This window comes from Methanomethylovorans sp., from assembly GCF_041305605.1.
Classification (GTDB): domain Archaea; phylum Halobacteriota; class Methanosarcinia; order Methanosarcinales; family Methanosarcinaceae; genus Methanomethylovorans.
In genome coordinates, this window is the sequence record NZ_JBFYLB010000156.1 from 1 (window position 1) to 15,446 (window position 15,446).

At 45.2% G+C, this 15,446-nt stretch carries 18 protein-coding genes and 1 tRNA gene; 10 read left to right on the forward strand and 9 right to left on the reverse strand.

Translation table 11 applies throughout. From position 1 onward, the window contains the following. From dapB to ACCM36_RS09670, 4 genes are all read right to left on the reverse strand, one after another. Nucleotides 1-774 (reverse strand): 4-hydroxy-tetrahydrodipicolinate reductase (gene dapB, locus ACCM36_RS09655; protein ID WP_370573549.1); only part of this gene is annotated, 774 nt, incomplete at its 3' end. Then, nucleotides 771-1,646, reverse strand: a complete 876-nt coding sequence (gene dapA / locus ACCM36_RS09660; RefSeq protein ID WP_370573550.1) for a 4-hydroxy-tetrahydrodipicolinate synthase — start codon at nucleotides 1,644-1,646, stop codon at nucleotides 771-773. The genes dapB and dapA, both read right to left, overlap by 4 nt. Nucleotides 1,647-1,666: 20 nt before the next feature. After that, nucleotides 1,667-1,861, reverse strand: a complete 195-nt coding sequence (locus ACCM36_RS09665; protein ID WP_370573551.1) for a 30S ribosomal protein S17e — start codon at nucleotides 1,859-1,861, stop codon at nucleotides 1,667-1,669. 173 nt (nucleotides 1,862-2,034) lie between these two features. Further along, nucleotides 2,035-2,322, reverse strand: coding sequence for a hypothetical protein (locus ACCM36_RS09670; RefSeq protein WP_370573552.1), 288 nt, complete (start codon nucleotides 2,320-2,322; stop codon nucleotides 2,035-2,037). Nucleotides 2,323-2,456: 134 nt separating this feature from the next. Between ACCM36_RS09670 and dinB the strand changes: the two genes are divergently transcribed. After that, the gene (gene dinB / locus ACCM36_RS09675) at nucleotides 2,457-3,539 is read left to right on the forward strand and encodes a DNA polymerase IV (RefSeq protein WP_370573553.1); all 1,083 of its coding nucleotides are present in this window, start codon (nucleotides 2,457-2,459) and stop codon (nucleotides 3,537-3,539) included. Between the two features lie 20 nt (nucleotides 3,540-3,559). On the opposite strand, the gene ACCM36_RS09680 is transcribed toward dinB, so the two are convergent. The 4 genes from ACCM36_RS09680 to ACCM36_RS09695 are packed head-to-tail and all read right to left on the reverse strand — an operon-like array spanning nucleotide 3,560 to nucleotide 6,411. Further along, nucleotides 3,560-4,396: a heparan-alpha-glucosaminide N-acetyltransferase gene (locus ACCM36_RS09680; RefSeq protein WP_370573554.1), complete on the reverse strand. Its 837-nt coding sequence runs from the start codon at nucleotides 4,394-4,396 to the stop codon at nucleotides 3,560-3,562. Next, nucleotides 4,341-4,766 (reverse strand): Zn-ribbon domain-containing protein, encoded by a 426-nt coding sequence (locus tag ACCM36_RS09685; RefSeq protein WP_370573555.1) that lies wholly within the window; start codon nucleotides 4,764-4,766, stop codon nucleotides 4,341-4,343. The genes ACCM36_RS09680 and ACCM36_RS09685 overlap by 56 nt, the downstream gene beginning before the upstream one ends. A 60-nt stretch (nucleotides 4,767-4,826) precedes the next feature. Beyond that, entirely contained in the window at nucleotides 4,827-5,690 is an 864-nt protein-coding gene (gene mtnP, locus ACCM36_RS09690) for an S-methyl-5'-thioadenosine phosphorylase (protein WP_370573556.1), read from the reverse strand. Between the two features lie 19 nt (nucleotides 5,691-5,709). Continuing rightward, complete coding sequence (locus tag ACCM36_RS09695) at nucleotides 5,710-6,411, reverse strand: phosphoribosyltransferase (protein WP_370573557.1); 702 nt, start codon at nucleotides 6,409-6,411, stop codon at nucleotides 5,710-5,712. A gap of 152 nt (nucleotides 6,412-6,563) precedes the next feature. Here ACCM36_RS09695 and ACCM36_RS09700 point away from each other — a divergent pair. From ACCM36_RS09700 to ACCM36_RS09710, 3 genes are all read left to right on the forward strand, one after another. After that, a tRNA-Met gene (locus ACCM36_RS09700) sits at nucleotides 6,564-6,638 on the forward strand. Nucleotides 6,639-6,751: 113 nt separating this feature from the next. Further along, on the forward strand, nucleotides 6,752-7,597 hold the full coding sequence (locus ACCM36_RS09705) for an EamA family transporter (RefSeq protein WP_370573558.1): 846 nt from the start codon (nucleotides 6,752-6,754) through the stop codon (nucleotides 7,595-7,597). A gap of 79 nt (nucleotides 7,598-7,676) precedes the next feature. Continuing rightward, nucleotides 7,677-8,996 carry a signal recognition particle protein Srp54 gene (locus ACCM36_RS09710; RefSeq protein ID WP_370573559.1) on the forward strand — a complete coding sequence of 440 codons (1,320 nt, stop codon included), beginning with the start codon at nucleotides 7,677-7,679 and terminating at the stop codon, nucleotides 8,994-8,996. Nucleotides 8,997-9,014: 18 nt separating this feature from the next. Here the strand turns inward: ACCM36_RS09710 and ACCM36_RS09715 are convergent, their stop codons facing one another. After that, on the reverse strand, nucleotides 9,015-9,584 hold the full coding sequence (locus tag ACCM36_RS09715) for a GMP synthase subunit A (RefSeq protein ID WP_370573560.1): 570 nt from the start codon (nucleotides 9,582-9,584) through the stop codon (nucleotides 9,015-9,017). A 184-nt stretch (nucleotides 9,585-9,768) separates the two neighbouring features. Here ACCM36_RS09715 and ACCM36_RS09720 point away from each other — a divergent pair, with 184 nt between their 5' ends. From ACCM36_RS09720 to ACCM36_RS09745, 6 genes are all read left to right on the forward strand, one after another. Continuing rightward, the gene (locus ACCM36_RS09720) at nucleotides 9,769-11,142 is read left to right on the forward strand and encodes an ATPase domain-containing protein (protein ID WP_370573565.1); all 1,374 of its coding nucleotides are present in this window, start codon (nucleotides 9,769-9,771) and stop codon (nucleotides 11,140-11,142) included. 124 nt (nucleotides 11,143-11,266) lie between these two features. After that, nucleotides 11,267-12,064, forward strand: coding sequence for a 2-amino-3,7-dideoxy-D-threo-hept-6-ulosonate synthase (locus tag ACCM36_RS09725; protein ID WP_370573561.1), 798 nt, complete (start codon nucleotides 11,267-11,269; stop codon nucleotides 12,062-12,064). A 14-nt stretch (nucleotides 12,065-12,078) separates the two neighbouring features. After that, entirely contained in the window at nucleotides 12,079-13,221 is a 1,143-nt protein-coding gene (locus tag ACCM36_RS09730) for a 3-dehydroquinate synthase II (RefSeq protein ID WP_370573562.1), read from the forward strand. Nucleotides 13,222-13,232: 11 nt separating this feature from the next. Then, complete coding sequence (gene aroD / locus ACCM36_RS09735) at nucleotides 13,233-13,937, forward strand: type I 3-dehydroquinate dehydratase (protein ID WP_370573563.1); 705 nt, start codon at nucleotides 13,233-13,235, stop codon at nucleotides 13,935-13,937. Next, nucleotides 13,934-14,755 (forward strand): shikimate dehydrogenase, encoded by an 822-nt coding sequence (aroE, locus tag ACCM36_RS09740; RefSeq protein WP_370573564.1) that lies wholly within the window; start codon nucleotides 13,934-13,936, stop codon nucleotides 14,753-14,755. Before aroD ends, aroE begins: the two co-directional genes overlap by 4 nt. 29 nt (nucleotides 14,756-14,784) lie before the next feature. Beyond that, nucleotides 14,785-15,446: prephenate dehydrogenase/arogenate dehydrogenase family protein (locus tag ACCM36_RS09745; protein WP_370573566.1), on the forward strand; the 662-nt coding region annotated here is incomplete at its 3' end.

The following is a 15,446-nucleotide window of genomic DNA, read 5'->3' on the forward strand; positions in this document are numbered from 1 at the left end:
TTCCATGGTATACATGCCCGGATCGGCATTGCATATCCATGCTGCTGCCTTTACTGCACCTGAAGCAAATGCTTGTCTGGAATGTGCCTGGTGTTTTATCTCGATACGTTCACCGTCTCCGGCGAACAGCACCGTATGGTCGCCTACAATATCCCCACCACGCACGGCGTGAATGCCTATTTCTTTTTTACGTGGTGCAAGACCCTGACGGCCAAAGACATAATCTTTGCCACCCAGTACAGCACTGATGACATCTGCAGCTTTCATGGCAGTGCCACTTGGAGCATCTTTCTTCTTATTGTGATGTGCTTCGATGATCTCAATATCAAAATCTCCCAGATATTTAGAGGATTCTGCGAGTATCTTGAAAAACACATTTACACCTACTGAGAAGTTAGGAGAGATAATGCCTGCCACACCGTGCTTAGAGACAGCTGTTTCTATGATCTGTTTTTGCTCGGTGGAAAAGCCAGTGGTCCCGATGACAAGGTTCACACCTGCTGAAGCTGCATTGGGAGCGTTGACAACCGTTGCATTGGCAATGGTAAAATCGATCAGCACGTCAGTGGACGATTCCTTAAGGACATGCTCCATGTCTTTTACATCGGATATGAGAACACCAAGATTCCCTAACTGTGCAGTCTCTCCTGCATCCTTACCAATATTTACCAGATCAAATGCTGCGGAAAGCTCCATTCCATCAAATGCGACAATATTGGAAATGATGAGTTTACCCATCCTTCCGGATGCACCGGTAACTGCTGCTCTTATCATGATATGCACCCAAGATCCCTTAGAACTTCTTCAAGAACCATTTCATGCTCTCTGCTTAAGGGAGCAAGAGGAAGCCTTAATCTGCCATTTGCCAGACCTAACATATCCATAGCTCTCTTTACAGGAATTGGATTTGTTTCCGAGAACAGGACACGTGTAATCGGTGCGAGCTCATAGTGAAGCGCCTGGGCTGTTTTAAGGTCGTTATTTTTAACAGCGTTCACAAGATCCACCATTTTTTCAGGAACAACATTGGCAACCACTGAGATAACACCCACTGCTCCCATACACATAAGAGGCAATGTAAGGCCATCCTCACCTGAGAGGACCACAAAGTCCTCATCTACTGTATTCTCAATTATGCGGGAGACCTTCACCGGATTTCCGCTTGCCTCCTTTATGCCTATGATGTTCTCGATCTTGGCAAGCTCCATAATAACTTCCAGAGGCATATCCTGCCCTGTGCGTGAAGGTACATTGTACAGTATAACGGGGATATCCGCAGATCTGGCAATGCTGGAAAAGTGAGCGATGAGACCCGCATTATTAGGCTTATTGTAATACGGGGATATGATCAGCACTGCATTGGCACCTGCATCGTATGCATGCCTTGTCAGCTCCACTGCCTCGGTCGTATTGTTCGAACCGGTACCGGCAATAACAGTGGTTTTGGCACAGTCAACGGTCAGATCAATGAGGTCCATGTGCTCCTGAGTGGACATGGTCGCGGACTCACCGGTAGTTCCGCAAGCCACCACTCCTGCAACACCGCCTTTTTCCACATACTCGACAATGTTCCTGAAAGACGTGACATCTATCCTGTTATCGGCATTGAAAGGTGTTATAAGAGCAGGAAATACTCCTTCGAACATGGTACCCCTTTGACTGGAACTTATTCCATGCGTACGTGAGTCATCTTGCGTGTGACATAGCCTGCCACACGGTTCCTTATGACCTTACTTTCAATGGTTGTATACTTTGTCACAAGTTCCTTGTTTGCATCAAAATCCTTTGTAAAAACGTCACCGTGAGCGTCTATCAGGCGAAATGAAATGGTCTTAATGTTGTTCTGTCTTATATTTCCCATGTATGATTCTCCATTTATTATGAGTGTATTATCCTAATATGAATTCTCAAGAGTGGAATTTGTACCGCTTATAACTGCTCATGCATTTATAACTTTTGGAATGAAAGATACATCTACCTACATCCTGTATTCCACAAAAGCGATGTACCGGACAAATGTGTAAATTCACAACATCATATATCAGTCTTTCCAAGCAGCCTGTCAAGAGCATTGGCCTGCTTGAAAACAACCTCCCTTTGGCCCTTGCGGTTGACATAAAGACCAATGAACACAACCAATAGACCTAATTCCGGGTTTACGGGCGTTATAATGACGCCTATAAGCATCACAAAAGAAGAGATGATACCTTTCAAGGCTCCTTTTCTGTACGAAATGATCCTCGTGCGTCTGAAGATACGAATATCCCTCAATGTAAGGAACAACACAACAAAATAGGCCATAACGGAAATGTACACGTACATTAGGGTCTCCTTCCCTGGTAAATAAGCAGATGATATTATTTCAATACACCGGAAAAGAGAAACATCCCGGGATATTACTTTCACTGTGCATGGGTCAGGAAATTATAATCCCTTAATTATATATGAGAATATAAATGAGCAACGACCAACCACGCATAACACTGCATATTGACATGGATAGTTTTTACTCCTCAGTGGAAACAAGAGAAAAACCTGAACTTAGAGGGAGACCTGTAATAGTGGGCTCTGATCCTAAAAATGGTACAGGAAGAGGTGTAGTAAGCACTTGCTCTTATGAAGCCCGCAAGTATGGTATACATTCCGCAATGCCCATATCCAGAGCATATAAGTTGTGCCCTGATGCTGCATACCTCCCGGTTAACATGGAACTATATAAGAGGACATCTTCCAGGATAATGGAAATATTGAGAGAGTTCTCTTCCAGATTTCAGCAGGTCAGCGTGGATGAAGCGTATATGGAGCTTGGCCGAGACATCACTGATTATGATAAAGCCATTGATGTAGCAAAGATCATCAAGGAAAATATACTGCACCGGGAAGGCCTTACATGTTCCGTGGGGATCGCACCCAACAAAGTCATTGCAAAGATTGCATCCGATTTCAATAAGCCTGATGGCCTTACCGTTGTAAGGCCCGAGAAAGTGAAGCAATTTCTAGATCCGTTGCCTATATCTAAAATACCTGGAATCGGAAAGAAAACTGCGCCGCTATTGCATGAAATGGGACTGGATAATGTTGGACAGCTCGCTGCATACGATGTGCAGTTGCTCATAGCGCGTTTTGGGAAGTTCGGACTTACAATGCACTGGATGGCTAACGGGATAGATCAGAGGGAAGTTGAAGAAAGAGAAGGAGTAAAATCCATCAGCAAAGAAGACACCTTCGATGAAGATATAGCTGATCCTGATACCATAAAAAGGGTTTTCTATGCTCTGTCCGAAAAAGTACATACATCCCTTCTTAAAAATAAGTACCGTTTTCGTACCATAACTATCAGAGTAAGATATGAGAACTTCAGTACCTATACACGATCCAGGACCTTAAGTTGTGCCAGTACAGACCTTTACGTCATGAGACGAGAAGCTCTGCATCTGATGAAAGAATTTATAGGAACCGGAAAGTTCAGATTGCTTGGAGTTGGGGTTTCAAATCTTGAAAAGATAGATGAAAAGCAAACCTTGATCACAGATTTCTAAAACCTTTTTTTATAAAATGACTATATTCCTGTGGAATGCAGATCGACAACTCCGAACACGTACAGAAGAAATACCAACAATGGCTGATGCACGACATATATCGCCAGCGATTTTCTTCCCATGAACTCAAGAGCAGATATCAGCGGATTATGAGAGAGATCAAGGAGTTTATATTTACGGCGGTAATCAGGATACAACATGTTGCCTGTGAATATTCCAAGCATAGTAACACCAAACCAGGGAAATAATGGAAAATAATCAAGGGTTTGGAAATCTGGGGGCGTGAGGCCAAGCCACACCAGCCACGGGAAATCAACTGTGAAGTTCTCCATCAATTTACCTAGGAAAAGGACCATAAACCCTCCAATAAGATTGAGCAGGCGATATCCCAGTAAAGGGTATGACAATACGATAGCTATGCCAATAAAATGCAAAATACCGAATACTATGACCTCATCCGGAAAAAGCAGCCAGCTTCCTATTGTAAAGACCAGACCCCAGAAAAAGATGTGAAAGCCCCTTTTCAGATATTTTTTGAAACTAACCTGTGAACCGGATACCTTATTTCTGGAATGACTCAAAGTCAAGGAAACGCCTACAAGAAAAATAAACAGAATAGCGGCACTTCTGCCGATATAGAACACTGGCCCCGACCAGAGATCTATACGTAATACATCGAAGAACGTAAGATCATAAATGAAATGGAACAGCACCATGAGGATTATGGCGACCCCCCTTAGCGCGTCTATTTCCCAGAACCGGTTGTAAACGCTGCGCATTGCACGCTGCTCCCGGAAAGGCTCACTTCTTCTTTTCTTTTTTCTCTGCCTTGAAAACAGATGGCAGGTGTAGGGCATATGTGCCGTCTTCCTTGATCGCCATTACTATTTCCTTACGATGCAACAGAGAATCCAGATTAAGTTCGTACGAGCCGGGACCCAATATACGGACAGACTCCACCCTGTCACCATCCTCCTCCACGACACTGCGTTCCTCTTTTTCGATACCTATGATCTCATCTATCTCTTTTATGAGTTTCTCTGCCGGAGTCTCTTGCTTATGTGTTTCGTCAAGAACCTCATGATCAGCCCTTTCCGAGACAGACTCCTCTTCTTCCGGACCTTTGACGTAGAGGAATTTGTTCCACCCACATGAAGGACAGCCACTAAGGATGACTGCGGCTCCATCAACGAATATTTCTCCACATCTGGTGCACTTATGTGACATATTTCACCGTTTTTTTATTAGCACAGGGATATATTAAAACCCTTCCGACCATAATTCGTTTCATTGCTCCATATATCGCCCAATAAGAGGACCCAATCGTGTGCGTGTTTCATCAGGGATCATACTATGCACAGTGGCTATTGCACCATTGAGGGCATCCTTACAGGAGCAAGCCCTTTCAGAAGGAATGTTTTTTATGATGCCGGAAATAATATCCCGCACAGCAACCTCGTTCTTCATTGCATTCTCGATGATGACCTCGATAGTTACATCCTCATCTTTCCAGACATCATAATCCGTAACTGTGGCGATCATGGAATAGCAGATCTCAGCCTCCCTTGCAAGTTTTGCCTCGGGGATGGCAGTCATTCCGATAATATCGAATCCAAGTGTCTGGTATACCCGCGATTCAGCACGCGTGGAGAACTGAGGGCCTTCCATACATACGTAGGTACCGCCTTCTTTTACACTATAACCTTTTGAACTGGCAATATCAACTATCATCTTGGACATCTGAGGGCAGAAGGGGTCCGCAAAGCCCATGTGAACTACAATACCGTCCTCGAAGAAAGTACTCTTTCTAAGCCTTGTGCGGTCATACAGCTGGTCCGGCACGACTATATCCAGAGGAGCATATTCTTCCCTCAGGCTACCTACGGCAGATGCTGAGATTATGCGCTTTACTCCAAGTTTCTTCAGGGCAAAGATGTTAGCCCTGTAAGGCACTTCCGAAGGAGAATAACGATGCCCCAGACCATGCCTGGGAAGGAAACACACCTTAGTACCTCCATGTTCACCCACTGTGATGGAATCCGAAGGTTTACCGAATGGAGTATCCATATCCACTTCTTTTACCCTGTCAAGCAGATTGACATCATATACTCCACTTCCGCCTATTATAGCAATGTCCACATTGTCACACATGAATACCTCAACCCTTTTCTCATGCAAGTTTCCAGAACTTGTTTCCGTTCTCAGTGACACACTTAACAATGCCACGACGATTCATCTCATCCATGACCTCAGCCAGCCTTCCCGGCTGGGCTATTTCAAAAGCAAAAGAATCGAGAGAATGATACACATACATACCGTGTTTGATGGCTGATATGTCCCACATGTCCCTTTTCTCCTTGTTCATTAGCAGAGATATGAGATCTATCATGTCCTCGATAAAGTTCCAGGGGAAGATCACCCAGGCCCATTCTTCCAGCCGTTCGCCGATAAAGTCTGGTTCCATTTCGGAAGTATCCAGATATTGGAGAGTTGCAGTCCTTACAGACTTTGGGTCTTGAGTCAGTACATATTCTTTAGAGTGGAGCATACTCTTTCCGGTATCAGCTATGTCGTCCACTATAAGCACATTTTTATTTTTAACGGCTGAATCTGAAAGAGGATATTTTATCTGAGGCCCGCTGCCTGCTGTAACCGCGGTACCTGTGTAATGTTCTATCTTAAGGCTGGTAAGGTCATCCATACCAAGGAAATCACACAGTACTCTTCCGGCGAACCATCCACCTCTGGCAAGAGCGATGATAATATCTGGCTCATATCCGGAAGCCTTCACATCATTGGCGACCTTCCTGCAAAGATCATAAATATAATCCCAGTTAGTCACCACGCATTTGAACTTATCAGGTAATACCATAATCAGGACCTTCCAATATTAATATATTAAACTTCTATATGTCTTGCACCCTTCACATATATGTTTTCTCTTCACCTCCCATCGCAACATTTATCTGTAATGATACCGTTGAAGGGGAGTACGTCATTGCAGCTAAAACAGCTAAAATATGAAGCGGGGTAGGGTAGCCAGGAGATCCCGACGGGCTCATAACCCGTAGACCAATGGTTCGAATCCATTCCCCGCTACTAATTTTTTTTGACTTGTTCGTTTCTTTTGAAAAGGGTCATGTTTTTTCATTTGACATAATTTCAAGTATCGCCGTTAGCTTTACTGTTACAAAGAGTCGACAGTGAGCATAATGATAAATTCTGATCTCTATGTGATCTTATTTGGACTTGCGTCCGCGATCTGCTGGGGTGCGGGAGATTTTAGCGGAGGCATAGCGACAAAGCGTTCCAATGTGTACGGTGTAGTTCTTACTTCCCAGATCATAGGAACAGTACTTCTGGCAGTGGCAGCTCTACTGCTGGCCGAGGAAATGCCCGATATGTACAGCATTTTCTGGGGAAGCATTGCCGGAATATGCGGTTGTTTAGGCCTTCTTGCCCTGTATAAGGGACTTTCAATTGGAAAAATGGGAATTGTGGCTCCTGTTGCGGCAGTGGTCACGGCGATTGTGCCTATGGTTTTCAGTATATTTACTGAAGGCATGCCTCCAAGTTACCGTTTTGCAGGCTTCGCTATAGCTTTTGCGGGAGTCTGGCTCATATCAGGTAGCGAAAACACAACAGATACTGTCCTGAATGATTTTTCCCTTCCGATAATAGCCGGCATAGGATTCGGCTTCTTTCTTATCGCGATAGATCATGTCAGTAAACACGCTATTTTGTGGCCTCTTGTAGCCTCCAGACTGGCCTCCGTAGGAATGCTGATGGGTATTCATATACTAAAAAGACAATATGGATTGCCCACGCGTAATCTTCTGCCCTTGGTTCTTCTGGCAGGCATATTTGATACAGCTGGTAATACCTTCTTCGCATTAGCCTCTCAGGCAGGGAGGCTGGACATTGCAGCGGTCGTATCATCCCTATACCCCGGAGCTACGGTTATGCTTGCGTGGATAATATTGAAAGAGAGAATAAGACTAAGGCAATGGATAGGGATATTTGCGTCACTCGCAGCCATTATATTCATATCCGGTTGATATTGAGAAGGTCTTACAATATAATTAAATAAAGGCAACCCTTTAATACTGAAAAAGAATTGAACAGGGCGATCCTTAAATGGTAATGGAAAAACTTGGAAGCTCCTTACAGGATGCACTTAAGAAACTCGTCAAGTCCGGAAGGATAGACGAACACACGGTCAATGAAGTGGTAAAGGACATCCAGAGAGCAATGCTTCAGGCTGACGTTAATGTCAAGCTTGTCATGAAGATGTCAAATCACATCAAGGAACGTGCTATGAAGGAAGATGTACCTTCAGGCATGAACCCGCGGGAGCATGTGATAAGGATCGTTTATCAGGAACTTATAAGTATCATTGGCAAAGGTACAGACATTCCTCTGAAACCCCAAAAGATAATGATGATAGGGCTTCAGGGTAGTGGCAAGACCACCACCACCTCAAAACTTGCAAGGTATTTCCAGCGTAAGGGTCTGCGGCCAGCAGTAATATGCGCAGATACGTTCAGACCTGGAGCATATCAGCAGTTGCAGACTCTTTGTGGAAAACTTAATGTCACGTTTTACGGAGAAGAAGGTAATCCGGATGCAGTAGGCATTGTGGGAAGAGGCCTGAAAGAAGTGGAAAAATACGATGTCATCATAATAGACACTGCAGGACGTCACTCTCTTGAAAAGGACCTCATAGAGGAAATGGAGCAGATCCATGCCATTGCACATCCGGACTATAAACTGCTAGTACTTGATGGTGCAATTGGCCAGCAGGCAAGTGAACAGGCCAAAGCATTCAATGATTCCATAGGCATTTCAGGTGTTGTCATTTCCAAACTTGATGGTACAGCAAAGGGTGGTGGGGCCATATCTGCCGTTTCTGAGACTAATTCTTCCATCGCGTTCATCGGTGTGGGAGAAACACCCGAGGATCTGGAGAAGTTCGAACCTGACAGGTTCATATCCAAGCTGCTTGGAATGGGCGATATAAAGGGACTCATAGAGAAAGCCCAGGATAACTTAAAGGAAGAAGAACTTGACATGGAAGCCATGATGAGGGGACGCTTTACCCTCAAGGACATGTACAAACAACTGGAAACCCTCAACAAGATGGGGCCTATGAAACAGATCATGCAGATGCTGCCTCTGGGAGGTATGGGAGTAAAGGTCCCGGAGGAAGCCTACCAGGTGACCGGGGAGAAACTTACAAGATATCGCGTAGTTATGGACTCCATGACAGAAGAGGAAATGCTTAATCCTCGCCTTATAGGCAGTGCCAGGATAAAGCGGATATCCATGGGATCCGGATGCAGTCCCGATGATGTTAGGGAATTGTTGCGTTACTATAAAACAATGCAGAACACCATGAAAGGGTTGCGTGGCGGCAAATTCAACATGCAGAAAATGATGAAGAAATTCGGCATGTAAAACAAGAGGTACGTGAAGTCAATAATCCTCACATACCTTAAAGAAGTTTAAGAACAGGTCCTGACCCTTTTCCGTGTGGGCAACTTCAGGATGCCATTGCACCCCGTAAAGGGGTTTTTTCTCATGTTTCATAGCTTCTATTTCACAAATATCGGATCTTGCCAGCCAGACAAAACCTTCTGGCAGGGTTTTTACTTCATCGGCATGTGAAGCCCACACAGATGTCTTAGGAGCCATTCCTTGCAGGATGTTATCTTCATCAAGGACCTCGACCTCAACCTCGGCATATCCCCCGTATTTACCCGGACCAACCTCCCCACCAAATGTTTTGGCCATTACCTGATGCCCGAGACATATTCCAAGAATGGGAAGATCGATCTCCCGTATGTACTGTGCGCAATTGCCTGCTCTTTCCAAAGTCGGACCACCACTAAGCACTAGTCCGTCCGGTCCTTTTGAAAGGATGTCATCCACAGAAGATGTGTTGGATATTATACTCGTATCCATTTCCAGGTCCCGGATAGTACGATGGATGAGATGGCAGAATTGACCATAGTTATTAATAACAAGGATATTCATTGTTTTCATGGTATGGAACCACCCAGGTATTTATCGCAACTATGGCGAATCAATATAAATACATATGCTATTTTAGAACATCGCAGAAAAATGAAGCTTCCTATGCATAAATGCGCATAAATAAATACTTATAGGGTATAAATAATATATTGAGAATAAATTCAAATCTCACGAGGATGTTGTTTTGGATATAGTGTCTACCGGAATAGAAGGATTGGACGAGATCCTCGGTGGAGGGGTTCTTAGCCCCTCGACCACATTCATTGCAGGAACACCTGGAACAGGAAGGACCACTCTTGGAATGCAGAGCCTGTGTGCTGCAGCAAAAAAGGGAGAAAAAGTGCTGTACGTAGCAATTTCATCAAAACCTGAAGCATTGATACGACAGATCCTTGCACGGTTCAGTTTCTTTGAAGAGAATATAAACATCCGTACCTTTAATGTAAGTAGTGTGGAAAGGGACCCACTCACTATGCTTGTAGAAATGGGGAACATCATAAGTTCACTTAAACCTGACAGGATACTGATAGACCCCGTCACATCCATAGGATTCGGATTCCCGGAAGCAGAAAGGCGCAGGTTCATGTATTCCCTTAACGCCGCGATCAACGAATGGGATGCAGTGGTCTATTTTACCGGAACTCTGGAACCGGATAATGTAAAGAGCAACGTTATCAGCGACATAGTAGACAATATAATATACCTTTCTCAAAATTTTGACACACATAGTACCAGACGATATATCAAATTAATGAAAGTAAGTGGTATGCCCTCCATTCAGGGAGAACATACATTTGATATCGGAACTGATGGCATATCTATCTACCCGAAAGATATTGCACCAGTTAACTATTCCATACCTGCTTCTAATGAACGTGTATCTATAGGTATACCCCCACTTGATGAAATATTGGGAGGAGGATTATTCAAGGGGTCCGCAAACCTTATTGCAGGATCGACAGGTACTGGGAAAACCGTACTTGGACTCCAGTTCATTATGGAAGGAGCAGGAAAAGGGGAAGCTGGGGTCATTATGAACTTTGAAGAAACTCCAGAGGAACTATATTTGCATGCTGCCAATTTTGGGTGGGACCTAAGAGGGATGCAAGAAAAAGGGAAGATAAAGATCATCCATACATTGCCATCTTTACTGGACCCTAACAAACACATGATGCAAATAAAGAAAGCTATCGGGGAAATAGGAGCACAGAGGGTATTCCTTGATGCAGTAGAAGGTTTTGATTATGCTATTGCAGACCCCATAGAAAGAAAAGAGCACATAGCCGCTCTGACAAGAATGTGTGGGAACCAGGGCATTACATCACTTATGACCTGCCTTACCCCAGGAAATACAGAATGCCCGAAGATATTTGACATACAAATATCACCAGTCGCAGATAGTATCATAACATTACAACAGAACCTGATATCATCTGATCTGCAGAAGTCTCTCTCCATACTCAAGATGAGAGGCAGCAACCATGGAAAAAGTCCTGCAAAATATGACATCAATTCAAATGGTTTTCTGATAGAAGACCTCATTCGTGAGGAAAAAAGCAAGCATTAGCCTTTTCCCACTAGGCCGGATCTGAAAAGGACACCTGTTCTGGAAATAACTTTATATATCTTAACCGTGTTACTGTGTTACATACTAGCACAGACATGATAACATTAAGACGGAGATTACAAAGATGTCAGAAATCGGAAAGAGCATACGTATTGAAAGGATAATGGACCGGAACAGCAGGAACATGGTGATCATACCTATGGACCACGGCATATCCGATGGCCCCATAAAAGGTCTTATCAACATTGCAGATTCCATCAATAGAGTAGCTGAGGGAGGAGCAAATGCAGTGCTCATGCAGAAAGGTATGATAAAGCACGGGCACCGTGGCTACGGCCACGATGTGGGGTTGATAGTGCACATAAGCGCATCCACATCCCTCGGACCAGACCCGAACAATAAAGTACAGGTCTGCAGTGTGGAAGAGGTCATGAAGATGGGAGCTGATGCAGTATCTATACATGTGAACGTGGGCTCTGAGACAGAAGCTGACCAACTCCAGAAATTCGGAAAAGTGGCTGAAGACTGCAATAACTGGGGCATACCTTTACTTGCCATGATGTACCCCCGGGGCAAGAAGGTTACAAATCCACACGATCCTGAGATGGTGGCACATGCTGCAAGAGTAGGAGCAGAGCTTGGTGCTGACGTGGTAAAGACAGTATATACAGGAGATATGGATTCATTTAAGGATGTTGTGAAAGGATGTCCGGTACCAGTTGTCATTGCAGGAGGACCAAAGACAGAGACTGACGAGCAGTTCCTGGAAATGATAAGAGGTGCCATTGACGCTGGGGGTAGAGGAGTGGCCATTGGCAGGAATGTGTTCCAGCACGAAAATCCCACAAAAATTACAAGAGCAATAACAGAGATAGTGCATAAGAATCGTACTGTAGAAGAAGCTCTTGAAATACTTAAGTGAAACAACGTGAGAACATGAACAGTAAAAGTGTATGGATAAAGGCCGATGAAGGCAGGTGGGATGACAGGAAAGGCAGGATCACCACTGGATTGGAATCAGGTGTGGACTATGTACTGGTAGATGCCAATGATGTCGAGAAGGTAAGGGAACTGGGCGATATAAAAGTTGCTGCTTTTGCTCATGATGAAAGATCTGCTGCGGATATCATAGTGGTCGGAAAAGGAAGCGAAGGAGACGGAACAAAACCATTGCCCCCTGACTTCAGTGGCTCTTTCGATATAATAACAGCCACTCGCCTAAAAGGCAAGGGCCTGAAGGTAGCCGGGTATGTGGTCATCCGCAACAAACAATATGAAGAGTTCGCAGCAGAAATGGCCGGAGTCTGCGACTATATTATCACCATAGGCACCGACTGGAAGGTAATTCCCCTTGAAAACCTCATTGCAGGACTACATGATACGGATGTTCAGATCATATCAGGAGTCAAGACTTTTGAAGAAGCGAAGCTTTCCCTTGAGACCATGGAACATGGATCAGATGGCGTATTATTGGACACTGATGATCCCAGTGAGATAAAGAAAACAGTTGCAGTGGCAGAAAGATCAGGTATTGACAATCTGGATCTGGCAACTGCCGTGATCACAAAAGTAGAGCAGGTAGGCATGGGTGACCGGGTATGTGTGGACACATGCAATCTAATGACAAGCGGAGAAGGCATGCTTGTAGGCTCACAGTCCTGCGGGCTTTTCCTTGTGAACTCGGAAGCTGATGACAGCCCATACGTTGCATCAAGGCCTTTCAGGGTGAATGCCGGGGCAGTACACGCTTATGTACTGGTAGGAGAGAAGACGAAATACCTGTGTGAACTGGAAGCAGGTGACGAAGTAGCTATTGTTAATGCAGCCGGTGAGCAAAGAAAAGGTATCGTAGGCAGGGTAAAGATCGAGAGAAGGCCTCTTATGCTCGTGGAAGCCGACCTTAACGGAAAGACTGTCAAGACCATCGTGCAGAACGCAGAAACCATCAAGCTGGTGAGCAAAGGTGGACAGCCCATAGCTGTCACCGACCTGCAAGCCGGGAATGAGGTGCTGGTGAAATTTGAGGACATTGGCCGGCATTTCGGAATGAAGGTAGAGGAAACGATCATCGAAAAGTGACCAGAGGATACATGGTAAAGATAGGTGGCTTTGATCTGTCAAGAGAACCGGCAGTTGTGGCCGTGATAAGCCACTCTGCTACAGAACAGGCCAAAGCAGCACAGTTGCAAGGAGCAGACATACTGGAGATCAGACTGGACCTGCTGGGCATAAAGGATACAAAGTCGGCACTTGAATTGCTTACATCCTTAAAGGCTGAAGTAAACCTCCCATGTATTGCAACCAATAGATTACCAACTGACGGGGGCAGATGGGAAGGACCGGAAGAAGAAAGGATACAACTTCTTCTGGATGTGCTGCCAGTTGTGAATGCGGTGGATGTGGAACTTGCTGCTTCTATTGATTCACGGAAAAAACTTGTATCTAGAGCGCATGAGCTTAACAGGACAGTTATAGTTTCACATCATGATTTTACCGGTACCCCGCCAATGGAAGAAATTGGAGATATCCTTGAAATGGCATGGAAATCCAGAGGAGACATAGCCAAGTTTGCTGCGAAGGCTAATTCGCCTGCCGATACCATCAACCTGTTACGAGTCACTCATGAAGCTACGAAGCCCGTCTGCATGATATCTATGGGTGATATTGGAAAACACACGCGAGTCATAGCACCATTCTACGGATCAGTGCTTACTTATGGTGCAGTGGGCGAAGCCGTGGCTCCGGGACAGTTGAGCATAGCTGAACTGAAGCGAACAATGAAGGTACTGTTATGAAGAAAGTATTTGCAGTGCTGGGCGATCCCATCGAACACACATTATCGCCGATGATGCATAATGCAGCATTCAAAACTCTGGAAATGGACTGTATCTATCACGCCTTCAAAGTGAGCAAAGAAAATCTCAAAGATGCGATTAAAGGAGCACATGCCATGGGATTCGGGGGACTGAACCTTACTGTGCCCCTGAAGGAAGAGGCTATGAAGATTGTGAAACCAGATCTGCTGGCGGCAGCTATGGGAGCTGTCAATACCGTAGATTTCAAAGACGGTATCCAGGGATACAATACAGATGGGATCGGAGCGGAAAAGGCACTTGTTGACGCAGGCGTAAAAATAGAGGGAGCCAAGGTACTGATAGTCGGTGCCGGGGGTGCTGCCCGCGGAATTAGTTTCCAGCTTGCAAGTGACGGCGCAGAGGTGATCATTGCCAACCGCACACCTGAAAGAGCTATACAGCTTGCAGATGATGTAGCTATTGTAGGAAATGTGAGAGGATGCGGACTTGAGCAGCTGGATGATCTTATATCTAGCGCTGACGTGCTGATCAACTGCACAACCTTAGGGATGCATCCACATGTGGAAGATACTATAGCAACGGCAGAACAAATACATGCAGACCTCGTGGTCTTTGATATTGTATACAATCCCCTGAAAACGAAACTGCTTATGGAAGCGGAAAAGGCCGGAGCAAGGACTGTTTCCGGCGTAATGATGCTAGTGTACCAGGGTGCAGAAGCTTTCAGAATATGGACAGGCGTGAAGCCTCCCGTAGAAGTGATGAGGGAGGCTGTGATAGGAGCGCTGAGAACTTGAAAATACTCATCGTAGGTGGTACCGGTGAAATGGGACAGTGGTTCTCCACCTTTTTCAAGGAAAGAGGTTTTGATGTCAGCATCTGGGGTAAAAGTGGAAAGACAGAGGTGGCCGAAAGGCTGGGCGTTAGATTCGCTCATGATTTGCACGCAGAAGTAACTAAAAGTGATGTAGTAATTATTTCTGTACCCATTGACATCACAGAGCAGGTCATTACAGAAGTTGCACCTCTGATGAGAACAGGCAGCCTGCTCATGGACCTCACTTCCCTGAAAACCGGGCCCACCCGTGCTATGCAGAAATATGCCCCGGCTGACGTGGAGATCCTTGGGACGCACCCTATGTTCGGACCCACCATACCGAGCCTGCATGGACAGAGGTTCATCCTGACACCCACAAAGGACAGATGCCAGAAATGGTTTCCCCTTATAAGGGAAATGTTAGAGGAGAACGGGGCACATATAGTGATCGTTGACCCGGAAGAACATGACAGGTTCGTTTCTGTAGTCCAGGGGCTCACGCATTTTGCATATATAACCATAGGGGCAACACTGGAGAGGCTCGATTTCAATGTGAAGGAGTCACGCAGGTTCATGAGTCCGGTCTATGACATAATGCTGGACTTTGTGGGCAGGATATTGGGTCAAAACCCTTACCTCTATGCGATGATACAGATGGAGAACCCGGAAGT